The sequence below is a fragment of the Paenibacillus campinasensis genome (assembly GCF_002272015.1).
In the GTDB taxonomy this organism is placed as follows: domain Bacteria; phylum Bacillota; class Bacilli; order Paenibacillales; family Paenibacillaceae; genus Paenibacillus_AQ; species Paenibacillus_AQ campinasensis.
The window spans coordinates 73,651-94,938 of the sequence record NZ_NPBY01000038.1; the positions used below are offsets into that span (position 1 = coordinate 73,651).

17 protein-coding genes are annotated in these 21,288 nt (G+C 50.9%); 4 read left to right on the forward strand and 13 right to left on the reverse strand.

The genetic code is table 11. The features are described from left to right. Nucleotides 1-227: 227 nt before the first annotated feature. The 4 genes from CHH67_RS12250 to CHH67_RS12265 form a co-directional block, all read right to left on the reverse strand. Nucleotides 228-434, reverse strand: a complete 207-nt coding sequence (locus tag CHH67_RS12250) for a hypothetical protein (protein ID WP_095265469.1) — start codon at nucleotides 432-434, stop codon at nucleotides 228-230. Nucleotides 435-668: 234 nt separating this feature from the next. Further along, nucleotides 669-2,285 (reverse strand): extracellular solute-binding protein, encoded by a 1,617-nt coding sequence (locus CHH67_RS12255; RefSeq protein ID WP_095265470.1) that lies wholly within the window; start codon nucleotides 2,283-2,285, stop codon nucleotides 669-671. Between the two features lie 43 nt (nucleotides 2,286-2,328). Continuing rightward, on the reverse strand, nucleotides 2,329-3,210 hold the full coding sequence (locus tag CHH67_RS12260; protein ID WP_095265471.1) for a carbohydrate ABC transporter permease: 882 nt from the start codon (nucleotides 3,208-3,210) through the stop codon (nucleotides 2,329-2,331). Nucleotides 3,211-3,224: 14 nt separating this feature from the next. After that, nucleotides 3,225-4,115: an ABC transporter permease gene (locus CHH67_RS12265; protein ID WP_425320442.1), complete on the reverse strand. Its 891-nt coding sequence runs from the start codon at nucleotides 4,113-4,115 to the stop codon at nucleotides 3,225-3,227. Between the two features lie 405 nt (nucleotides 4,116-4,520). On the opposite strand from CHH67_RS12265, the gene CHH67_RS25965 reads away from it, so the two are divergent. Further along, nucleotides 4,521-4,664 (forward strand): hypothetical protein, encoded by a 144-nt coding sequence (locus CHH67_RS25965; protein ID WP_244908181.1) that lies wholly within the window; start codon nucleotides 4,521-4,523, stop codon nucleotides 4,662-4,664. A 108-nt stretch (nucleotides 4,665-4,772) separates the two neighbouring features. Here CHH67_RS25965 and CHH67_RS12275 read toward each other — a convergent pair whose 3' ends face one another. The 5 genes from CHH67_RS12275 to alr all read right to left on the reverse strand — a co-directional run bounded on the left by CHH67_RS12275 (nucleotide 4,773) and on the right by alr (nucleotide 10,794). Next, nucleotides 4,773-5,525: a hypothetical protein gene (locus CHH67_RS12275; RefSeq protein WP_095265473.1), complete on the reverse strand. Its 753-nt coding sequence runs from the start codon at nucleotides 5,523-5,525 to the stop codon at nucleotides 4,773-4,775. Nucleotides 5,526-5,563: 38 nt separating this feature from the next. Further along, entirely contained in the window at nucleotides 5,564-6,415 is an 852-nt protein-coding gene (locus tag CHH67_RS12280; protein ID WP_095265474.1) for an ABC transporter ATP-binding protein, read from the reverse strand. Nucleotides 6,416-7,644: 1,229 nt separating this feature from the next. Then, nucleotides 7,645-8,703 carry a D-alanine--D-serine ligase VanG gene (vanG, locus tag CHH67_RS12285; RefSeq protein ID WP_095265475.1) on the reverse strand — a complete coding sequence of 353 codons (1,059 nt, stop codon included), beginning with the start codon at nucleotides 8,701-8,703 and terminating at the stop codon, nucleotides 7,645-7,647. 26 nt (nucleotides 8,704-8,729) lie between these two features. Next, on the reverse strand, nucleotides 8,730-9,545 hold the full coding sequence (locus tag CHH67_RS12290) for a D-alanyl-D-alanine carboxypeptidase family protein (RefSeq protein WP_095265476.1): 816 nt from the start codon (nucleotides 9,543-9,545) through the stop codon (nucleotides 8,730-8,732). After that, a complete protein-coding gene (alr, locus tag CHH67_RS12295) occupies nucleotides 9,511-10,794 on the reverse strand; it encodes an alanine racemase (protein WP_244908176.1) in 1,284 nt (427 codons plus the stop codon). The genes CHH67_RS12290 and alr overlap by 35 nt, the downstream gene beginning before the upstream one ends. Before the next feature lie 329 nt (nucleotides 10,795-11,123). On the opposite strand from alr, the gene CHH67_RS12300 reads away from it, so the two are divergent. After that, entirely contained in the window at nucleotides 11,124-13,388 is a 2,265-nt protein-coding gene (locus CHH67_RS12300) for a helix-turn-helix domain-containing protein (protein WP_095265477.1), read from the forward strand. A gap of 172 nt (nucleotides 13,389-13,560) precedes the next feature. On the opposite strand, the gene CHH67_RS12305 is transcribed toward CHH67_RS12300, so the two are convergent. Beyond that, nucleotides 13,561-14,235 carry a pectate lyase gene (locus CHH67_RS12305; RefSeq protein WP_095265478.1) on the reverse strand — a complete coding sequence of 225 codons (675 nt, stop codon included), beginning with the start codon at nucleotides 14,233-14,235 and terminating at the stop codon, nucleotides 13,561-13,563. Nucleotides 14,236-14,652: 417 nt separating this feature from the next. Here CHH67_RS12305 and CHH67_RS12310 point away from each other — a divergent pair, with 417 nt between their 5' ends. After that, a complete protein-coding gene (locus CHH67_RS12310; RefSeq protein ID WP_095265479.1) occupies nucleotides 14,653-15,135 on the forward strand; it encodes a PH domain-containing protein in 483 nt (160 codons plus the stop codon). Beyond that, a complete protein-coding gene (locus CHH67_RS12315; protein ID WP_095265480.1) occupies nucleotides 15,128-16,819 on the forward strand; it encodes a PH domain-containing protein in 1,692 nt (563 codons plus the stop codon). The genes CHH67_RS12310 and CHH67_RS12315 overlap by 8 nt, the downstream gene beginning before the upstream one ends. Before the next feature lie 80 nt (nucleotides 16,820-16,899). On the opposite strand, the gene CHH67_RS12320 is transcribed toward CHH67_RS12315, so the two are convergent. From CHH67_RS12320 to CHH67_RS12330, 3 genes are all read right to left on the reverse strand, one after another. Then, nucleotides 16,900-17,547 (reverse strand): TVP38/TMEM64 family protein, encoded by a 648-nt coding sequence (locus CHH67_RS12320; RefSeq protein WP_095265481.1) that lies wholly within the window; start codon nucleotides 17,545-17,547, stop codon nucleotides 16,900-16,902. A 280-nt stretch (nucleotides 17,548-17,827) separates the two neighbouring features. After that, nucleotides 17,828-18,838, reverse strand: coding sequence for a Gfo/Idh/MocA family protein (locus tag CHH67_RS12325; protein WP_095265580.1), 1,011 nt, complete (start codon nucleotides 18,836-18,838; stop codon nucleotides 17,828-17,830). A 295-nt stretch (nucleotides 18,839-19,133) separates the two neighbouring features. Continuing rightward, nucleotides 19,134-21,239, reverse strand: a complete 2,106-nt coding sequence (locus CHH67_RS12330; RefSeq protein ID WP_095265482.1) for an RICIN domain-containing protein — start codon at nucleotides 21,237-21,239, stop codon at nucleotides 19,134-19,136. Between the last annotated feature and the right edge of the window lie 49 nt (nucleotides 21,240-21,288).

Genomic DNA, 21,288 nt, shown 5'->3' on the forward strand with positions numbered 1-21,288 from the left:
ATACCATGAATGCTTTCATGGAAATACATTTTTTTTCATAACAAGTGAATCGACCAATGGAATCGGCGCAGACATCCACATCCACATCCACATCCACATCCACATCCACTACACCGCTTAATCACGATACTGAGAATTATATAGCAAATATATAAAAGTTTCTACTATTCATTTAAATAATTTTAAGTAATTTAAATGAATGATGTTCTGATCTCAGTATCTATATTTTAAACTAAACCAAAATGCCTCATCGTTGCTATGATAATCAGCACAAACCAGCGCAACACAAAAATGCCCCACACGACAAGGATCGCGATGAACAGCACCGCAACCGCTAACTCGGTTTTCGAATAATGGCCGTAATTTCTTATCGATTTGAATAGCCATACGAACCGCTTTTTGAAACTCCGCTTGTACGTGGTCCTCGGCTCCATATAACCCCAGCCTCCTTAGCTTGACCCTTTAATGAACAGGCGGCTGCGTCTGTAATCATTATCAACGATGCTCCTGTTGCAGCGCTTGGTTGAATTGTACCATTTCATATGGGAAATTTCACCATCTAATCCTCTCTTCCCTGGTAAAACGCAAACAAGCGGCTCACACAAGGATATCCTTGCGCGAGCCGCTGTGCTGCGGGCTGATTGCGACGTATTAGTGTCTGTTACATCTTATTCACCCTGGTAACGATCATATGCCGTCTGATATACGCGCATATACTCCTCCAGCCCCATCCGGTTGATCGTGTTCACATATTCTTCCCACTGGCTGAAGGAAGCGGAGCCGTTCACGAACTTGGCCTCCATCTCATTCACGTAGTCCTGAATATCCTTACCGATCGACGACATAATTTCATTCTCTTCATTCGTGAAGTTGAAGTTGTACAGAATGTCCTTAACGGCATACGGCTCTGCCTTGGCAGCCGCCTCCATCGCACTCGGAAGCGTCTCGGAGCCCTTGAACCAGTTCTCGCGCACGAGGCCTGGATAGCTGCCGCCCAGCCAAGTGAAGTATTTAGCCATCGCCTGATCCTGAGTCAGCCCGTCCGGGTTATTGGTGATCTCGTCCACATACTCCAGCTCGCCGTTAGCCGTTGTAGTAAAGGTCTCGCCTTCCTTGCCCATGAAGTAGAACTGTGCACCCTCATCCCCATAGAAGTAATCCATCCAGCGAACGGTCGCTTCCGGATGCGGGTTCTTATCGGTGATCGCAAACGCGCCAACATGCACCATCGGCACCTTCACATGGGAATACAACTGGTCGCCATGCGGCCCTTTCAGTGCGCCAAGACCGATATACTCCGTGCGGCCCATCACCGTTTCCGGATTCGGCACGATGGTCGAGCCAAGCAGACCCTCCTGGCCTTTAGCGTTCAGCGCGCCGCCTTCAATGGTGAAGATCTCCTTGTCCAGCAGACCCTCGGTATACAGCTTGTTGACAAACTCCAGCATTTCCTTGTACTCCGGCTGCGTCTTCGTGAAGCGAAGCTTGCCCGTGTCCGGGTCCACATCCACGAATTTATGGCCAAGACCGCTGGTCCCAAGTCCCCATGATCCCTTCAAATGATCGATGAGTCCGGTGATGCCGGTTGCGCTGAACGGAACCTCATCATGGACGCCGTTGCCGTTCAGATCCGTTTCTTTTACCGCCTTCAAATATTGGTAGAACTCCTCGATCGTCTCCGGTTCCTTCATCCCAAGCTGGTCCAGCCATTCCTGGTTCACCCACAGCGGTGTTCCCACCAGCATTGACAGCAGCGCCGGATCATAGAACGATGGCATGGAATAGATGTTGCCGTCCGGCATCGTCAGCCCTTTACGGATATCCGGATATTCCTCCATCAGCTTCTTGAAGTTGGGCGCATATTGATCAATTAGATCGTTCAGCGGAATGAACACCCCTTGCTCTCCATAGCGCATCAGATCTGAAGAACCGATCCGGGCCGAGTAGAATACATCGGGATAATCTCCACCGGCCAGTGCCAGATTCCGCTTCTCCGTCAGCGTCTCAAACGGCACCAGATCGAAGGTCACATCAATATTGGTCATTTCCTTATAGGTTTTCCACACCAGCGTTTCCTCGAACTTGCTGCCGTTGGTCGGCGATTTGCCTGTGAAGAAGCGGAGCGATATCGGCTCATTCACAATCGGCATGCCCGTCTCGTTCAGAAGGTTAGGCTGTTCGCCGCTCTCCTCCGGCGCGCTCTCCGAGCTGCCGCCGCAGCCTGCCAGAAGTCCTGTACCAAGTACTAACGCTAACGCGGCCGAAACCCATTTTTTCCGTGACATTGTTGTTGTCCTCCCATATTTCTTCATTTTATGAATCTATGCGTCAACCTTTAATCGAACCAATCATGACACCTTTCACAAAATACTTCTGCAGGAACGGGTACAGCATCAGCATCGGCAGGTTGGTTACAATAACAGCCGCATACTTGATCGCCTCCGCATCCATCAGGCTTCGCGCCAGGGAATCGTCGCTGATGTCCACCATCTCCTGCATCTGCCCCTGCACCAGAATCTCCCGCAGGAACAGCTGAAGCGGATAATTGTCGCGACTCGACAAGTAAATCATGGCATTGAAGTACGAGTTCCAGTGCCCGACGGCATAGAAGAGCACCATCACCGCCAAAATCGGACCGGACAGCGGAAGCACAATCCGCAGCAGCACCCGCATATTCGAGCATCCGTCAATAAACGCCGCCTCCTGCAGCTCCTTCGGAATCGAGCTTTGGAAGAACGTCCTCATGATGAGGATGTTCCATACGGACACAGCGGTCGGGATAATCATCACCCAGAAACTATCCAGCATGCCGAGTTCCTTGATGAGCAGGTAGTTCGGAATCATGCCGCCGCTGAAGAACATCGTGAACACGATGATCAAGGTGAATACGCCGCGCCCCGTGAAATCCGCTCGCGACAGCGGGTAAGCCGCTGCGATCGTCATGACCAGATTTAAAGACGTCCCCGCCGCCGTATACAGCAAGGTGTTCAGGAAGCCGCGTCCAATCTCCGAATTGGCGAACAGCCGCTCATAACCGACAAACGACCACTCCTTGGGCCACAGCCATACTTCCCCGCGCATGACCGTCTCCGGCGCGCTGAAGGAAGCAATCAGCACAAAATATAAAGGATACAACACCAGAAGGGTGATCACCGTCAGTATACAATAGATCGCCACGCTGGCTATCCGTTCACTTCGGCTTTGAGGCATCCGTCCATTCCTCCTTACCATAAGCTGCTTGAGCTGACCTTGCGTGCAATCCGGTTCACCGAGATCAGCAGAATGAAGTTGACAACCGAGTTGAACAGCCCAACGGCAGCGGAGTAGCTGTACTGCGCCCCAAGAATGCCGCTTCGGTATACATTGGTCGAGATGACGTCAGATGCTTCCATGTTCAGTGAATTTTGCATTAGAAACACCTTCTCAAACCCGACGCCAAGAATCGATCCGATATTCAAAATAAGCAAAATAACAATCGTCGGCATGATGCCCGGCAAATTAATATGCCATATACGCCGCAGCCAGCTGGCCCCGTCGACCTTCGCCGCTTCATGCAGCTGGGGATCGATGCCCGCCAGCGCCGCCAAATAGATGATCGAGCTCCAGCCCATGCCCTGCCACACGCCGGACCAGACATAGATGCTCTTGAACCAGGACGGCTCTGTCATGAAGGAAATAGGCTCCCCGCCGAAAGCGGCGATTACCTGATTCACCAGGCCGCTGACCGGCGACAGAAACATCATAATCATACCGACCATTACAACCGTGGACAGAAAATGCGGAGCATACGTCACCGTCTGCACCATTCTCCGAAACTTGCTGTTTCGCACCTCATTGATCATCAGCGCCAGAATAATCGGGATCGGAAACCCGACGGCCAGCTCGTACAATCCGATGCCCAGCGTGTTGCGAAGAATCCGCCAGAAATAATAGCTGTCAAAAAAACGTTCAAAATGCTTGAGCCCCACCCACGGGCTGTCCAAGATGCCTTTGGTCGCAATGAAGTCTCTGAATGCAATCTGCACGCCATACATCGGCACATAATGAAAGACAATGAAGTACAGCAGTACCGGAGCGAACAGCACGTACAGCTGCCAGTTCCTTCGTATGTGCATGGCCTGCCTTCGCCAGCGTATCGTCTTCTTCGTACGATGATGGGTTAACGATTCCACGCGCTCGATCCGCTGTTCCAAAATCGGCATTCCCCCTTTTTTCAGCCTAAGCCTGCGATGTGCGACTTTATGTGTTCAGATGGACGATCAGCTCTCTTGCTGGCCCTTAGCCATCGCCGTGAGCTTGTCCACGTCTGCATCATAATCGAGAGATGCGCCGAGGACTATTGACCATTCTTTTGATATGATTCACTGGATTGGATCGCGGAGGGGTTAGCCGGATTTGCTAAATCAAGTCCTAATATCTTAAATAATGACTAATGATTTTTAACGGAGGATTAACATCGGGCAACCGACATCTTAATACTTATCCTTTTCAATCAGGGGGGCATCATCCTGCTGATCGGCATACTCGCTTTTCTAAGCACAGTTGCATTTGCACGTTACATTGAACGAGGGGCAGTGTTTAAAATGAAGGCGATCGTTATTTTGACATTTCAGCGCATTACTGCTGCTGGGAATTCTGTCTGTGTTCATCACAGTCCCAGTTGAGTAAACAAAATCCCCCGGAGGTATCGCTCGTAAGCGGCTTTCCTCTGGGGGATTTCTGACATAACCTAAATATCGTTTATATACTTCGATGCAGATAGAATTTACCCACTAGACGACCTTTTCAACCTTAAACAATCTCATCAGAAAATGGGACAGGAACGCTGTCACGATACAGATCATTCCACTGTATGCAGCATAACGGAAGTCCAGAAAGCTGAAATCCATCCGAAGATAGTTCACCGCAGGAAATGCTGCGACAATGCCCACCAGAATGAAAATTCTAAATATTTTCAGTACAGTTTCACTTCCGTTGGTAGCCCAAACAATCGCATTAGCCATATACAAAAATGCAGCTATGCATAAAACAATGGTCAGACCAGAAGAGAAAAGACTCGTTGACCACACAGACCTAAACCCTAACAGAGTAAATATAAACCAAATTAGAACACCATTCATGATTGCCATAGCTACAACGCGGATCAGGGCAAACAGCCACACCGCAAGCATGATTTTACCGGGTTTGGACACTACCGCAAGCAGAAAACTCAGGTTCTTTTCAGCCTTTTCTTTCGTGAAGAACTGTAAGACATGAGGTATACCGACATACAATGCAAACACCAATGCAGAAGACAGGAGACCAACAGCAATCAATGAATTGGTAAACATGACACGATGTTCCCGGGTCTCATTCAACTTGTGCAACAGTGGAACAAGACCATCGATCGTCAAACCCAGACTTGCTTCCAGTTCCCCTAGTTGACCGATCGTAAACACGAAGAAAATGCCAAACATCAATACTTGCATGGTCAATGACCTTTTCCAATTGAGGGTTTGCACATCCTTTCTTAATAACGGCAGCAAGTACAGTCTCTCCTTCCCCAAAAAGATTACTTTACACGTTAGTTTTGTACAGCCGCTTGTTTGGTTGTTCTGTAAAAGTCCTCCAATGAGCTTTTTTCCTTGAAAAATTCCTGGATTTCTATGCCGTGCTGCAGTAGAATTTGTAACGGCTGTTTAATAACCTCCGATTCAACCATAAATGTTACAGACTGCTCATCATGACTCACAACCGTCATTCCATCAATATCCTGAAGAATGCTCACCACCAGTTGCGGGTTGTCACAAGTAACGACGTAACGTTGGGTCATTCCAGTGATCGCCTGAAGTGCTTGATCTGCTACAATGCGTCCTTGATGTATCATAATAACCTGATCAGCAATTTTCTCCAGATCAAATAAATCATGAGAGCTGATAAGAATTGATGTACCCTGCTTCGAACAGATTTCACTGAGTTTGTCTCGTAGAAAAATTTTGGAATCCGGATCAAGACCGTTGAAGGGCTCATCCAGAATAAGCAGCTCGGGTTCGTGCAATAATTCACGTATTATCATAAGCTTCTGCTTCATGCCTTTGGAAAAACGTCCCACCTTCAAAGAAGTTTTCAACTCAAAATGTTGCACAAGCTCGTTGTATCGTGCTGCAATTTTCTCTTTTTGCATTCCTCGGAGACGTGCAAAAAACAGGACATTCTCCCAAGCTGACATTTCACCGTACAATCCACCCTCGTCAAATACGATACCAAAACGGTTCCTGCTCTTCTGACTCATGTTATACGCTGGCTCGCCAAAGATCGTACATGCCCCTGTCGTTGGAGGGTAAAGTCCTGCAATGCAGCGAATGGTTGACGTTTTACCCGCTCCGTTCTCGCCAATCAAAGCACAGATTTGCCCGGAGTGCGTAGTAATGTCAATATTTTTAAGTACATGGTTTCCCCCCTCTAAGGATGACCACGAAGGGTCTCATATTCATGTGTATCTGCTGCCCACCAGGGTTGACCCTCCATGGGCCATTTCCGTATCCAATGCATTTGGAAAATCGGAGATAAATGGTTGAAGCTGATACTTCTCCAGCAATGCCCTCAAATGAACGAGCTGTTCCGGCAGAGCATTCGGAAGGATATTGTCCAGAACTCCTCATCCTCCTTATACTCCCTTACTCTATCAATACTACCATTATGGGATTTATAGTTACTCCAAAGGTAGCCATAGCCTGAACATTTCCCAGCACTTTTGCAAGATAACCTAGTGAAAGATACATACTCACCTAAAGTTAGCGTTTTCCCCAAAATCATGATTCCGGAGAACAGTAATACTACAGCCCCGCCATAATTCGCCTGTAATAAGCGGAATTGGCATCGCAATTAATTCTTGAACATGCCAATAATCATAAATGTTGCAATATACAGGACAAAAACGATGGCCAGAATCATGCTCATCCTGCTTTTGTTCTTGACCTTCCTGTTCAGAAAGACAGTTAGTATGCCTATGGCCACAATACTTAAAATCATAATTAAATTGTTCATACCAAGCTCTCCTTTAAAGCCTGTCTACATGAATTAAGCTGAGCTGCATACCCAATGAATTGAAATATTTATAGTAGTCTACAATTTCCTCACGAATATATAGTTATTTATTTAATACTACATTAAAACAGAAGGGAATTCCTGTTTTTCTCAATTTATTCATATTTTCGTAGAAATTTGAGAAGTCAGGACGATTTTCTATCATTCGATTGGTTAAATCCTGATTATGGGAGGATGCATGGATAACCTAGCTGGCACCGGACAACTCTTCCCAGTTCAGCTCTCCTACGTCCATTAAGTTCGTATAGATAAAGATATTACGGTAACCGAGTTGACGTGCCTCTGCGAGAATTACAGAGAGAAGATCCCACTGCAACAACGGTTCTCCACCAATGATATGCAGTGATTGAGCACACAGAAAAGAAGGAACACGCCGATATAAGGCGTGTTCCGATTGAAAGCCGAGGTGCCTCGGCCTCTTTCTTGTTCGTTCGGTTTTGTTCTATTCCTTTCACAGCTTCATTCAAACCCTGAAAGATCGATTGCTGCATAGTTTTAGGATGTCATCTTGCTGACCGCCCATCGAGTTCGTCGTGATGGAGATGCTCATGCTAGCCGTCATTCCCGGTCCGCGGCAGCGGCGAGCACCAGCAGCTTGTCAAGAATATGGGCATAGGATAGCCCGCTAGCTTGGAGCATACTTGGGTAGCGGGAGCTCGATGTGAAGCCCGGTATCGTATTGACTTCGTTAAACACAATTCTTCCGTCGTCAGCCAGGAACATATCCACCCGCGCCAAACCTCTACAGCCCAGTATTCTATAAATCGATCGTGCCGTCTCCTTGACCCTGTCCGCCGTTTCCTCATCAATGCGGGCAGGCAAGTGGATCTTGGAATGGGCCAGCGTATACTTCTCGGCATAATCAAAAAAGCTCCCTTGCAGTTCAATCTCGTCAACAACACCAATCAGCGGATCTGAATTGCCCAGAACCGCACACCCCACCTCAAAGCCGTCGATGTTCTCCTCAATGACTACTTTGTTGTCGTGGCCAAAAGCGGTTTCGATACCTGCCGCCAATTCCTCCATGTTGTTAACCTTCGTTATACCGAGCGATGAACCTGACCTTGCCGGCTTGACGAAGAGCGGGAAGCCCAGCGCTTGCGCTTCTGACAAACGCGCTTCTATGTCTTCATTCTTATTAATCGTAAAGGAGCTCGGCGTACCGATGCCCGCAGCTTGCACCAGCTGATGCGCAAGCTCTTTGTCCATGCATAACGCGGAGGACAACATCCCGCACCCCACAAACGGAATGCCCGAGAGTTCCAATAATCCTTGCAGGGTGCCATCCTCTCCGTATTTGCCATGAAGGACCGGAAATACCACATCCACCGGCGTGACGCGGAACTCCGTTCCGACAAGCTCCACCAGTCCTTGTACCTCTCTGCTTGGGGAGAGAAAAGACGGCCTGCAGCTAGGATGAATATGCCAGCGGTCTTGGCGAATATCCTCGATGCTCCCGCCGTATCGAAGCCAGGACCCTTCCCGTGTAATTCCGATCAATACAAGATCATATTTCGCGGGACCCAAATGCTCGATTACCGCAGCGGCGGAGTTCAACGATACGTCGTACTCGCCGGAACGGCCGCCGAACAATACCGCAATCGTCTTTTTGTCCATCGTTATTTGCCTCCTTAAACTTTAAGTTAGTGTTTCGGAAGTTCGGAAATCGTTGTAATGATGAATCCGTCCCGATTATTTCCGGATATGCTGTAAGCGTCGTTTGTCAGGATGGGAATCTCGGTATCGTCTCCCTTATCTGCCGGCACGTAATAAATTTTTGTCGTCATGTGCGTTTCCCGCAGCGTTAGCTGCTCCCCGGAATACCGATATGTCTTAACGAAGTCGATATACTCCTCCAAACAAAGATCCTTCTCCTCCATGATCCGGGAATGAGGGTATCCTACATATCGAAAGTGCCACGGTTCGTGGGAAATTTGAGTGATCGACTCCTTTTCCTTCTTATACCGGAGAATAAAGCCGTAATTCGCAGCTTGTTCCCTGAAGGACCTGTATATCCCTCTGTCCGGGAATGTCGGTGCGATAAAATCGAGTTTGGATTTCAACCTGCCGACATCGATCGCAAGTCCCGTTTGGTGCTCGCTGTGACCAGGCCAAGCTACATATTGGGACGTATAGTCGGCCCCCCGTTCGATTAGAGAATCGTTATAGATTCGGGTCTGTTCTTCTTTCGTTCGATAACCGCTGACCGCAAGGATATCATCCATGCCTCCGCAAGCCTTCAGCAGCGCATAAAGCTGCTCCAGGCATTGCTTGTCCAATCTCATTCCCTTGTCTAGCTGATGAATAGAAGGGTAGACATCCAGAGACCTAAGTTGATCGGCTTGTACCGGGAGTCTGACTGGGTGATGCCGGTTGACCAATACTAGCTCCCCTCTGAATATATCTTCGTGGCTTGCGCGAATGTTATAATGCTTCTGCCTCACTTCGAATGGCTTCATTCGGAATCCCCCCACGATTTCTGTAAATTCTGGTGACTCGCTCCGTGATGGAGCTCGAGATTTCCTGCGGCACGACCTCGATACGATCGGCGATTTCCTGAATGGAGATGCTCTGTTCCTCCGAGCTGCCAATCAGAGTAACTTTCGTCCCCACGGGAACATCCTTTGGAAGCTCCACCGTAATTTGATCCATGGAGATTTTCCCGATTATTCTTGCCCGTTGCCCTTCGACCAGCACTTCCGCATGCCGCATGCTTTGCGACCAGCCATCGGCATAGCCGATCGGAATCGTGCCGATCCATTGATCCTGTCCGGCCTGATAGGCATTGTCATAGCCTAGGTATTCCCCTTGATTCAGCCTCTTCGTGTGCATTAATCGGCTGTGCAGACTGAGTGCCGGCTTCAAGGTGATACCCGTAACCAGATGTTTCGGATAATAGCCGTACATGGCGGCTCCGATGCGAACCATGTCCATGCACAGTTCCGGAAAACGAAGCGCCGCCGCGCTTGCCGCGCAGTGATAATGGTTAACGTGGAGCTTGCTGCTCCATCGTTTCATTTCCTGAAAACGCCGAACTTGAAGCTCAAGATAACTGCTGTCTGCATGGCTGGCCGTAGCAAAATGCGTATAAACCCCGTCCACCACAATATCCGGTGCATTCAGCCACGGAACCATGTCTCTCCATTCCTCTACCGTTCGAACTCCGATGCGTCCGAGCCCGGTGTCCATTTTTATATGAACATACAGCTGCCCCCCGGTATGGACGGGCTTGTACGCCCGCATCTCCCGAAACCAGGAGGCTCGTGTAACGGTAAGCATCAAATCATGCTTCAGAGCCAGCGGGGTGAGCTCTGGACGAATCGGAGTCAATATAAGAATCGGCAGCTTCAGGCCGGCCTTCCTTAAACGAAGGGCTTCTTCCATATATGCAACCGCTAAATAGTCCGCTCCTGCCTGAACGGCCTCCCTAGCTGTTTGGATATCCCCGTGACCGTACCCGTTTGCCTTCACTACCGCCATCAGCTTGGTGGAACGGGGCAGAAATTCGCGGATCGCCACCACGTTCTGGCGAATTTGTGTTAAGTCGATTTCGGCCCAAGTGTCACGGTACATCAGCATATCTCCTGTATCGCACGGGACGGGTTGTTTTTCCTGCCCCTCTTCCTTCGCTCCGTTTCCAGGGCGGATGAAGGGAGCAGCATGTTCATTCGATGCTTCGAAATATATAGGAAACGGTATACTGCTCATCGTTGTCTCCTCCTGAGAACGTGCATGTAGAATATTTACGAATTCGTATTCAGCTTAAACCAACCGGTTGCCCAGTTCCTATCGATCATACTTACGCCAAACTAACAATCTTGTAAGAATCCCTCACTCACTGAACAAAAGGGATAACCATGCAAAGGCGGAAAGCAGAGAGTAATTTTCTATGCGTATGCGGATTTCCTAAATCAAGTCCTATGATCTTAAATAATGACTAATGATTTTTAACGGTGGATTAACATCGGGCAACCCGCCCCTTAATACTCCTCCTTTATAATGTGAGGAATCCATACTGCATACAAAGGAGGATTGCCTTGAATTGGATCAAAGAGAAGAGCCGGACGTTGTTCTTTAAAATCTTCATTAGTTTTCTGTCCATCATCGTCGTTTTTGGTCTGTTTTATGCCGCTATCTTCCATCTATTTAAAACAGGCTTGCAGCAGGAAATCATTAAAACAAGCCAGCGTGATGTCACCGATACGGCAGAGCGGTTCTCCAACCAGTTCAGACGGCTGCAGGTGCTGATGCTGGATATTTCCAGCCAATCCGAGCTGATCGGGTTCAATAACGAGCTGCGTCACCAATCGGGGAATAATGTCAACTATTTAAAAGCGCTGCAAGTGATTCGGCAGATGCGAAGCGATATTTACAACCCGCTGTTTTACCTCGAGGACACGCTCATTTATTTCCATGCGCATGACGTGGTGCTCAGCAAGTCCGGCAGCGGCAGCGCTTCGTATATGTTCAATCGCTCTTATGCCAGTCCGGAATATGGGTACAGCTTCTGGCAGGGCCTGGATCAGAACGAGACGTTTCAGCTGTTCCCGGCATCCATGTTCCAGATCAACAATCAGTTGTCGGAAAAGAATCTGCTGCCCTTTGTGTACAGACATCCCGACCGCTACTACAGCATCATTGCCCTTATGGACATTGAGCAAGCAGCCGGATCGTTCTTTGGCCAATCCGGAGACCGCATGCTTGCGATTATGGATAAGGAAGGCCAGCTGCTGTACAGCCAGGGGTTACTGGCCGACAGCATGCCGGCTTCCATTCGTGCAGGCCAGCCCGAGGTCGTCCTGCAGGATAATACCTATTATTTTGCACAGCCGCTCCCGGACGGGCTAGTCTTTGTGTCCGCCGTGCCGTATAGCCATGTGACCTCCCAGCTGAGCCGCCTGACCGGGGCGCTGACCGTGATGTTCTTCCTGTCCATCGGCATCGCTCTGACGGCTTCCTATTTGCTGAGCCGCAGGCTGCACAAGCCGGTGAAGCATATTTTATCCACGGTGCTGGACCGGAAGTCTACCGCTTCATCGCCAATCATCGGCGGCATCGCCGAATACGACCTGATCCAGGACCGGATTCAGGAGCTGCTTCGCGAGAAGGAGGAAATTCGGGAACAAATGAGCAAACAACAATCGGTATTAACCAGCTACTCCTATATCAGTCAATTGAAAAGCATCAATACGGATATTAGCGAGTGGGTGGACTTTCTGTCGGAGGACGGCAGCTTCAACGTCGTGCTGTACGATATCCGGTTTCGGATGAATCCGGCCTATGAACTGCCGCTGCAATCGGAGCAGGCGGTGCGCCATATTCTGGAGCATATCCACCTGATTACGGCAGAGCATTCGCCGAAATCCCATACCTTCCAGATTGAGAAGAATGAAATCATATCGATCTACAAGCGGGAGGAAGCTGGCAAGCTTGAGGCCATGCTGGAGGAGATCCGGGCTATGTTAGACCGGGAAAGGGAAGTGTTCCTGGTGACGATGGCGGTCAGCGCTGAAGTGAGCCGCTCGGCGGACTTTAACGGCGCCTATCGCCAAGTAAAAACGATGGCGGGTCAAGCAAGATTGCTGGATGAGACACAGCTCATCATGGGGCTGCGGACACTGCCGGAGGCGGTCCACCTGAGCTCTGCCCAGGAAAAAGGCCTGCATGAAGCGCTCCAGTCCGGGAGCGACGTACGCTCGCGGCAAATTATCGAGCAGGCGCTCGAGGGGCTATACAAAAAGGAGGCCGGCATCGACCAATTCCGAATGTTTGCCGATGCCGCTGCTTCCAAAATATTGGGGCTGGTGGATATGTCCCGTATCGACAAGTCCTCGGTCCGGACGCTGAAGGATTGGAGCGGCCGGCTCCAAGAATGCCAGACGCTGGACGATTATGCCGGCGTCTTCCGGCAGCTGATCGAAGCGGCCTGCGCCCTCATTCGCAAGAAGAAGGATACCGGCGACGAGCCGCTGATCGCCATGTTCATGAATATCCTTCACACTCAGTATGCGGAGGATATATCGCTTGATTATTTATCCGCCAGGCTGAATCTGTCGAGCGCCTATCTGTCCGTGTATATCAAGGAGAAGACCGGCATGAACTTCAGCGATCATCTGCTGAACATCCGCATGAACAAAGCCAAGGAGCTGCTGGCGTGCACCAACCTTACGGTCAGTGAAATCAGCCAGCGCGTCGGCTATCTGAACATCACCTCCTTCAACCGGATGTTTAAGAAAGCGACCGGCATGACGCCAGGCGCTTACCGCAGACAGCATCTGGCGCTTACACACGCAGGCAGCTAACGCCTGACAGGATGGCCCTCGTCCTCGTCCTCGTCCTCGCCCTGCCGCGTGTTCCCGGCATAACGCTTCCTGAGAGCATATGAAGCTGGCCAGACCCAAAAAGCCGCCAAAGGCTGAAAACCAGCCCTTGGCGGCTCCTTCTTGTGTCCTCGTCTACCCCTGAGGCTTAGGCTTAATACTGCGTATTTCCGGATGCGGTGGTATTGCCTGATTTAAAGCCTTTGAACAATGTTGGCACGTTAGAATAGCGGGTATTCACAATTCGTCCTGTGCTTGTGCTGCTGTCCGTTCTCAGGATCGCATCCTTCACTCTGGAAATGTTGCAGTTTTCCACGTTCATCACCACTTTGTAGGTGGTGCCTCCGTTCTGCCGAACCAGCTTCCCGATGTCATCGGCCCTGAAGTTGCGAATGTTGATCGTCCCCGCTGCATTGATTTGGAACACCTTGTCATACGCCTTGTAGGCTGCCCCGCCCGAGATGTTCACCGTTCCGGAGGATTTAAGTGTCAGCGCATCCTCACCAACATCCTCCCAGATGACATTTGTAATCGTACAATCCCCGTAGCAGTGCACCCCGTCAGCGGCAGGAGCGCCAATCACTACATTTTTCAGGCTTGCCCCAGCCTCCAGACGAAAGATCGGCTTCTGATTCTCCGCCTGCGATCCGTCCCCCAATGTATTCGGATTAGCCACATAGGTCTGCCCTTTTCCGTCAAACGTCTGACCGGCAGGCACACGAATCGTTTCATGAACGACCGTCGGCGCCGCCTCCGCAACCTGAGGCTCGAGACCGTACAGAGACAACGTCAGCGCTGCAGACAAAATCAAACCGAGCAACTTCTTCATAATCCATCCATCCTTTCGTTATGGTGATGATTCGTACGGTTCTCCACCAGCCCCTTCCTAGTTAAAGCGGATATCATAGCGATGTGCACCTCGTATGAATCCGTTCTCATATTAGCAAAATAATTCCATAACAGGAATAATCATTATATCAGAATAAGAAATGGTCGCGATAAACAAACCTTCTCTGCATAAAACTGCGAAAATCATCCGTTCAATTACAGTCGATATCCGATCTGTTCATCATCGGCTTGCGGTTGTTAAGGAAAACGTTAGGGAATGTTCACCCTGATGTAATCAGGGTTTGATATGATATGGATATCGCTTATGAACAGGAGAGATGAAACCAACCGGCTGTGCAGGGCGTATCAATCTTTAATGTTACCTGGCAGGCAGTCTAATCACCAAGGAGGAACCCCTATGCATCATCGACTGGAACATATGAATCGCTGTCACCCGGATTATGTCACAACTTCACGCATCGCAGGCCTGATCGGAGAAGGTGTGATCATGCTGGCAGCCGTCGCTTATTTGATTATCGCTTCCCGGATCGGCTGGACGCTGATTCCTGGATGGATTGTGCTTGGATTATCACTGCCCAGCCTCTGGTTCACCTGGTATATCCCTTCGTTCACATACAAGCATTTTGGATTCATGGTTACAGATGAACAGCTGGAACTTCGCTCAGGATGGCTCTGGCTATCGGATACGCTTGTTCCGATGACACGCATTCAGCATGTGGAGCTGGAAAGCGGCCCCCTGCTACGCAAGTACGGTCTTGCCAAAATTAAAGTTGTTACGGCTGCAACGACCCATGTCATCGAAGCGCTGAAGTTGGAGGAAGCGGAAGCGCTGAAGAAGCGGATAGGGGAACTGGCGAAAGTGGTGGAGCACGATGAATAAACCGGCTCACCTGCACAAGCTGTACATCCTGTTCCCGCTCGTCAGCATCTTCAAATCGCTGGCCCCGGCCTGGATTCTGATTGGCATCCAGCTGCTTCGCGGACGGCCGCTTGAGCAGCTGCCATGGAACTGGATTGCCATCGGCGTGCTGGCTGTCGTTCTGCTCGCCATCGTCTTTGGCTATTTCCAGTGGAAGCGATTTACGTACCAGTTGGAGGATTCCAGAATGGTGATCCGAAGAGGCGTGCTATTCCGCGATGAACGGTCGCTGTATACCGGAAGAATCCACTCGATGAATATTGAGCAGCCGCTGCTGCAGCGCATGCTTGGCATCATGCAGGTGAGGATCGAAACGCCCGGCAAGAAGGATGACGGAAGCGTCCTCCCGGCCGTATCGGGTCATGCCGCGGAGTTGCTCCAGAAGTGGCTTCGCGAGCGAACCCAGACCGGGAGCACCGGACTGGCCGGAGCGCATTACAAGACCAAGAGTGAGGACCAGACGGAGGATGACACCGATCCAGCCGCCGTTTCCATGCCGGCTTCATCGTCTGGCCCCGTACCACATGCAGATGCCGGCATTCCGGCGGGAAGTGCTGTACAACCGGATGTGGGCCCCGACTCGGGCCAGCAGAGTAACGCGGCGTCGGATCAGATCAGTCCGGGAGAGCTATCAGGGTCGTCCTCGCAGTCACATGACCAGGAAGTGTCCCGGCATACTCTGATGCAGCTCTCTAACGGAAAACTGCTGACAGCCGCCCTGACCTCCCCCAATCTGTCGCTGGCGGTGGCTTTCATCGGCGGTCTGATCTCCTTCGCTGACAATCTGCTGCCGGACTGGATGTATGACACCCTCCTGCAATCTGCCGGAGGCCTGTCCTATGGCAGCTGGATAATAGTTATCATCTTTGCCCTGACACTGACATGGCTGTTGTCGGGTCTACTGTACACCCTGAAATATGCGGGGTTTACCGTGGAGCAGATCGAAAGGCAAATTGCCGTCAGCTGCGGCTTGCTAGAGAAAAAAAGAGTGCTGTTCTCCCCTGAGCGCGTGCTGGCTGTTACGGTAAAGGAAGGGGTCATCCGCCGCTGGTTCGGCTATGCCGAAGTCCGATTGCATGTGCTGACTTCAAGCGAGGACAAGACTTTCATGCTGCATCCCTTGCTTAAGAAAGATGAGATTCCTGCACTTCTGGGGAACGTCGTCCCTCAGTTCGAGGCACATCCGATCACCGCTTCTCCCCCTCGGAGAGCACTGTGGATGTACCTCGTATGGAAGCTTGTTGCTGCTTCAGCTGCCATTGCGGCCAGTCTGTCCTATTTCGGCCTTCCGGGCCTATGGAGCCTGCTGCTTCTGCCGCTTGCCGTTCTGTGGGGAATGCTCGCACATCGGGATGCCGGCATGAATCTGACGGGCAAGCAGCTGACGATCCGCAGCCGGTTTATCGCCCTGTCAACCCGCTATATGCGCCGCCCGCATATCGTGTCGCTCAAAGCATCCGCATCCCGCATGCAGCGGCGGAAGGCTCTTCTATCGATGAAGGTTAACATGTTCTCCAGTGAAGCCAGCGAAAGCCTGCGGGGAATGGACCAGCAGCACATCGAAGCGGTATGGCGCTGGTACGAACCCGGCAGCCATGCCAGAAGATCGTCCGCGGAGCTGCAAGAGAAGAGCATTACAGAATGACGGCATCCACCTGCCAGCCGGAATCAGGAGCATTTTTACATGGATTGGCTATAGCATTTATCGTGTTACTTATGAATTCGTTAAGACGTCCGCTCTGGCTCAACTTTGGCTCGTGCCTGTGGACCGAAACCGGCAAGCTTGTAGATCCACAGTGTCACGCCAAGAAATACAGCGTAAATGCCTACGGTCAGGATAATGTTCGACGGATTGGTCATCAGATTGTCTCCCACGAGCACAAACAGCAGCATCGCCGGAATTTTCCCAAGGGACGAGGCTACACTGTAGGACAGGAACGACATTGTGCTTAACGCTGCGTACACATTAATGAAGATCGAAGGAATGACCGGGATTAATCGGGAGAACAGAATCGCCAGGAATGCGTTGCGCTCGAACATGGCTGTCACTCTGCCCAGACGATGCTGGCCATGCAGGAGACGGCTCCCCCATTCCGCATACCCATACCTGACCCATGCAAACATCAGGATCGAGGCCATCGCGGAGCCGGCCCAGGTGACAATCCCGCCAGCCATCGGCCCTAGCGCCGCTCCGATCACCCCTCCCACCACCGGGTAGGGGATGACGGGAAACAATGCCATGACCGTAGCCATCAAGGTAACGAGCACGAGGTTATCCGCAGACTGCAGCCACTGCAAAATGTCACTTCCATAAACATAGATCAGGCAGCCAATGGCAATATAGGCCGCTGCCATCCCTACTTTCTTCAGCATATATACACGCTCCGGTTATCAAGTTAACCCCATTGTAGCATGGACCAGGATGGTGGACAAAAAGTCTACGTGCCCAGGGAGTATGCTCGAGTATTTGATCCGGCAGGATGGCCCAAGCCTAAAAAGCAAACAAAAAAGAGCCTTAGAAGTGAACGCTCCCCTGGGCTAGGTATATCTAACCCAGGAAAACTTTCAAAGGCTCTGGCTCTTTGTAGCTCTCTGGCAATCAATCACAACGGCGACAGTTGTCAGCGGTAGGCGCCGTAGATATGCTCCTGAACTAAATGGCTGTTTCCTGCGATTCCGAAGGGTATTTCAGTCCCCACGGCTCGCGAATCCGGTCAAGCAGCTTCATAATCGCAAGCGACTCGTCCAGCGGAATGATATCACTTTCAAGGCGGCCTTCAAGAAGACACTTGCCAACCTCATAGGCTTCAAAGGCGTAGCCTTTTTCCTTCCGGTCATCCTTAAAGTGAACGGGCTCTTCTCCCTGGACATGAAGCGAAGCCGAAGTGGCATTGAGGAAGGATGGGATGTGGATATAGCCTTCTGTGCCAAAAATATACGCCTCATTGGTAAGCCCAAGCCGGATCGCTCCGTTGAGCGATGCGGACTTGCCGTCTTCATAGGTGAGAATGACGGAGAACTGCTCATCCACGCCTGTCTCCCCGATATGAGCGGTGCTGTGGATCTGTTCCGGCTCGGCCCCAAAGATCATCGAAGCAAACGATACCGGGTAGATCCCGGCATCCAGCAGCGCGCCTCCGCCCAGCTCCAGATTCAGCAACCGGCCTTCGGGGTTCCAGCCGCTCCGGAAGCCGAAATCGGCTTTCACCAAGCGCGCCTCTCCAATGCGGCCGTCCTTCAGCCATTCCCGCACCTGACGGATCGGGGGCAGGAAGCGTGTCCACATCGCTTCCATCAGGAACAGCTTGTCCTTCCGGGCAGCATTGATTAACTCTTCCAGCTCCGCTCCATTGATGGTGAACGGCTTCTCGCACAGGACAGCCTTGCCTGCACGCAGGCTCAGCAGGACGTTATCCCGGTGCAGCGGATGCGGGGTCGCAATATAGACGGCATCCACATCCTGATCCTGTACCAGTTCCTCATAGCTTCCATACGCACGGGGTACGCTGAATTTTGCCGCAAATGCTCCAGCGCTATCCGATGTACGCGAACCGACGGCCAACAGCTCCGCATTGTCTGTGTAGGCCAGGTCAGCGGCAAATTGCTCCGCAATCCAGCCTGTCCCCATAATGCCCCAACGAATCTTGCCCGAATTGTTCAATATTGTCTCCTCCTCCACGGTTCTCGTTCTGCTTGTTATTGTTTGTCTCCAAAGAGCGGATGCAGGTTCGGGGTCCCCATTGTTGTAAGCGATTCCCGAAAACGGTGTGCAAGACCGGACGCTGCCCCGTCTATTAACGATGTCGATCCATGATGTCTTGATTCATTATATCGTATTTTCGAGATTCTAACGCATCATAATAGAACTTCTAATAAAACTTTAAGCGCACACCGGTTAATAGAAAACCCCATGGCAAGGCCCCCAGCACATGAACTGCGCTGGGGGCCTTGTCAGATGTTTATTTCGAGCCCCAGATCGACTCGTTATTGCTTCCGATCAGCGAGAAGGTCATAACCTCGTTATGGCTGGAGAGCTCATTCTTCTGCTTGAAGAACACACCCTTGTATGTCACACCATTAATGACCATGGTGCAATAATAAGTGCCCGGCGTGTGAGACCATGTTCCCCTTACATCGCCCGTGATGGTGCCGTTCGCATTTAAAGTGACGCTGCGGGTAGGCAGCATGCCCACCCCGGATGTTGAGGCATCCAGTCCCATATTGATGAATTGATACGTTCCAGCCATTTCGTTCATGCTGTAACCCGTCTCCGAGATGCGGCTTCCCAGAAACTCATATACCGCCGTGACAGGCCAGTTATCCTCATTCAGGAATTGCTGATGCACCCGTACCTCGTGCATTTCCGTTCCATTGTTGAATCGGGTATGGTAAACCAGATACCGCGCGCCATCTGTATCAATCAGCGCCGAGTTATGACCTCCCGACTTATAACCTAGCGGAATGCCCGAGAGATTGTAATTGCCGAACAATTTAATCCCGTAATTCGCTTGATTGATGGAAGCGGAAGGATACACGGCCTGATTGCCTGCCGCGTCTGTATACGGACCGTCAATTGTTCTAGAGCTGTATAGACGGATGTGATAACCGCCTTGGTTCGCCAGACCGCCGTATGTGATATACAGATAGTAATAGCCTGTGTCCTCATCATAGACGATATAAGGGGCCTCCCCGGTTTTGCCGTAACCGCCGGCGATACGTTTGCCGAAGTAACGATCTGTGTTGCCGCTGTCTGTTCCCGGATAATATGGTCTGCCTGTTTCGGGATCAAGCTCCAGCATATAGATGCCGCCAGACCAAGACCCGTAGCTCATCCAGAGCCTGCCGGAAGTATCGTAGGTCAGAGCGGGATCGATGGCGTTAGGGAACAGCGTATTGTTATAACCGCCGTTGTTATTGAACCAGCCGCTGCGGACTCCCGATAAGGTACCGTTGTCGATCAGATCCGGGATGTTGGTATTCTGAACCCAAATATCCACGGTTTTCGTCCCGAGCGGCGACGTGGTCGTAATCGGGTTGCTTGTGCGTGTGAAACCGGAATAAACGATGGTATCGATATATTCATATGGACCTGTGATGGACTTGGATACGCCAAATCCGATCGCGGAACGGATATAGGTTGACGATGTGCTGTAATACAGCATATAAGCTCCTCTGGAGCCATCGGCCCATACATAAGATGGATTATAGGTCACATCAGGCGCCCATACCGCGTGGCCTCCCGAGCTGTCCTGATCATTATAACCTGCCCACGCAAACGATGGCGCAAGTGCCGAGGTCAGAGCCGCACCCGTGCTTCTGGCTGCATTGCCCGTGCCTCCCGCCTTGATCAGCTTCCATCTTTGCATGTCTCCGCCCCAATAGTTCCACTGCTGGACATTGGCGCCCGCAGCTGTGCTTCCATCCGCGACGTCCAGTGCAGAAGCATAGTTGGAGGCCTTGGTCAGAAAAGAAACCGTTCCATCCTCGTTCTGCTGGATTCGGAACAGCTGCATAGGGCCGCCCCAGTATGTCCATTGCTCAATATTGGTGCCATCGGCAGGGGAGCCGCTGTTCACATCAATGCTGCTCTGGTAGGAAGAGTTAGCTGTCAGAATATAATAGTCTCCGTTGCTGTGATGCACAATTCTGAACTTCTGGGCATCGGAGCCGTTATACGGCCATTGTCGGATGTTTGTTCCGTCGGCTGCCACCCCGTCGGCAACATCCAGGTACAATCCGCTGTTCTTATTCTTGATATAATAATAGCCTTCATAGGTGGATGGCGCATACAGGGTGCGATTAGTGTAGCCCTGGGTTCCGACAGGCGACCAGTTTCTCAGATCCGTACTGCTCGCCTGGGCCAGGTGGGAACCGAAAACATAATATCTGTTCGTTGAAGAATCGTAGTATACGGATGGATCATGGACCGTTACTCTCGTCGTATTAGAGGTGGTTGATGAGCTTGCGGCACCCCATGCACCTTCACTGCTTACACTGACCGCAAGAAATATAAATACTAGAGCCAGAATGCTCAGCTTGCTCCACAGATTGTGAATCAGATGCATGATCGAACACTCCCTTCATCATGAAATCTAATATGTTCAATCTCTCGAA

Bases quoted from the DNA above. Each gene is read 5' to 3' on its own strand.
- CHH67_RS12250 (WP_095265469.1), bottom strand. From the start codon at position 434: ATGGAGCCGAGGACCACGTACAAGCGGAGTTTCAAAAAGCGGTTCGTA.
- CHH67_RS12255 (WP_095265470.1), bottom strand. From the start codon at position 2,285: ATGTCACGGAAAAAATGGGTTTCGGCCGCGTTAGCGTTAGTACTTGGT.
- CHH67_RS12260 (WP_095265471.1), bottom strand. From the start codon at position 3,210: ATGCCTCAAAGCCGAAGTGAACGGATAGCCAGCGTGGCGATCTATTGT.
- CHH67_RS12265 (WP_425320442.1), bottom strand. From the start codon at position 4,115: ATGCACATACGAAGGAACTGGCAGCTGTACGTGCTGTTCGCTCCGGTA.
- vanG (WP_095265475.1), bottom strand. From the start codon at position 8,703: ATGGACAAAAAGACGATTGCGGTATTGTTCGGCGGCCGTTCCGGCGAG.
- CHH67_RS12290 (WP_095265476.1), bottom strand. From the start codon at position 9,545: ATGAAGCCATTCGAAGTGAGGCAGAAGCATTATAACATTCGCGCAAGC.
- alr (WP_244908176.1), bottom strand. From the start codon at position 10,794: ATGAGCAGTATACCGTTTCCTATATATTTCGAAGCATCGAATGAACAT.
- CHH67_RS12305 (WP_095265478.1), bottom strand. From the start codon at position 14,235: ATGAAGAAGTTGCTCGGTTTGATTTTGTCTGCAGCGCTGACGTTGTCT.
- CHH67_RS12310 (WP_095265479.1), top strand. From the start codon at position 14,653: ATGCATCATCGACTGGAACATATGAATCGCTGTCACCCGGATTATGTC.
- CHH67_RS12315 (WP_095265480.1), top strand. From the start codon at position 15,128: ATGAATAAACCGGCTCACCTGCACAAGCTGTACATCCTGTTCCCGCTC.
- CHH67_RS12320 (WP_095265481.1), bottom strand. From the start codon at position 17,547: ATGCTGAAGAAAGTAGGGATGGCAGCGGCCTATATTGCCATTGGCTGC.
- CHH67_RS12330 (WP_095265482.1), bottom strand. From the start codon at position 21,239: ATGCATCTGATTCACAATCTGTGGAGCAAGCTGAGCATTCTGGCTCTA.